General features: G+C 78.5%; 2 protein-coding genes. Both read right to left on the bottom strand.

The features are described 5' to 3' along the window. The coding region (locus tag FOE67_RS29770; protein ID WP_438874317.1) for a UvrD-helicase domain-containing protein at positions 1-337 on the bottom strand (337 nt) is incomplete at its 3' end. Positions 338-713: 376 nt separating this feature from the next. After that, positions 714-1,160, bottom strand: a complete 447-nt coding sequence (locus FOE67_RS26055) for an MGMT family protein (RefSeq protein WP_182667281.1) — start codon at positions 1,158-1,160, stop codon at positions 714-716. Between the last annotated feature and the right edge of the window lie 113 nt (positions 1,161-1,273).

The following is a 1,273-nucleotide window of genomic DNA, read 5'->3' as shown; positions in this document are numbered from 1 at the left end:
GGGTCGCGGCGGCGGCCCGGGCGAGGCGGGCGGCCATCGCGTCGCGCAGCCGCACGGCGGCGCGGCGGCCGAAGGTCAGCACCAGGACGCGCTCGGGATCGGTCCCCAGGCGGATGCGCTCGGCGACGGTCTCCACCACAGTGGTGGTCTTTCCCGTCCCGGGACCGGCGAGGACCAGCAACGGACCGCCGGGGTGCTCAACCACCACGCGCTGGGAGGCGTCCGGGACGGGGAGGGCGCGATCGTCCGGCCCCGAGGGGTCGGCGCGCACGAGTCGGTAGCCGCCGACGCCGGATCCACCGATGTCCCTCCCGGGGGTCCCGGTGGGGGCGGGCACCCCGACGGCCCCGGTGACGGTGCCGGGGCCGCCGCCCGTCCGGCTCCCGTCCGCGGGAGGACGGGAGCCGGACGGGCGGCGGGAGGACGGAAACGGATCGGGGGACGGAGCGGAGTGCGTCACGGGCGTCGCGGGTTCTCGGGAGGGGATCCCGCCGGAGCGGGAACGGGCCGGGCAGTGGTGCCGACGGTACGGCAGGGAGGTCCGCGGGGGCACGGACCGGTCGGGCCGACCCGCGCGCCGGGTCGGTTTCCGGCGGGAGCGGCGGTCGACGACCGGGGCGGTTGGCCCGGTCGGCGGGGGATGACGGAAGCTGGTGGATGTGAGCAGTGAGCGTCCGAGGAGAGGCCGCCCGGCGTGTGCGCCGGGGGCGCCCTCAGCGTGTCGGCGCGCCGGGCGGGATGCCGGTCGTACCGGTACCGGTCGGCGGGGTGTGATGGCGGTCGGGCGGGATGGCCGCGGCCAACTCCGCCGGGATGTCCCCGGGGACGGCCGGGGAGCCGTCGTCCCCCGGGCCGGTTCCGGGGTCCCAGCGTGCCCGCGCGAGGTCGATCCGCGGCGGGTCGACGGCGCGCAGCGGTGTGCCCTCCGCGCGGTAGTGCGCCAGGGCGCGTGCCTCGTGACCGGCGGGGGCGCGGCCGTCGGCCCGGATCACCCGCCACCAGGGCACGGTCCCGCCGTACAGGGCCATCGTCCGCCCCACCGTGCGCGGCCCGCCGGAGCCGACGAGCGCGGCGATGTCGCCGTAGGTGAGGACCCGGCCGGGCGGGATCGTCTCGGCAATCGCCAGAATCCGATCGACCCGATCGTTCACATGTTCCATGGTGTGTCCCGTTCTCCGCGGTGTCGCCGGGCGTCCGGCGGGTGCTCCCGACCCCCCGCCCCCGCCGGGCCGCGCGTCGGACACGGCCGGCCGGCCGGGCGGTTCCGCCACGC

The sequence above is a fragment of the Streptomyces calidiresistens genome, assembly GCF_014141525.1.
Lineage (GTDB): Bacteria > Actinomycetota > Actinomycetes > Streptomycetales > Streptomycetaceae > Streptomyces > Streptomyces calidiresistens.
This window is presented reverse-complemented; position numbering and strand designations above follow the sequence as displayed.

What these genes read in the sequence shown, in the direction of transcription:
- FOE67_RS26055 (WP_182667281.1), bottom strand. Translation starts at nt 1,160, where the DNA reads ATGGAACATGTGAACGATCGGGTCGATCGGATTCTGGCGATTGCCGAG.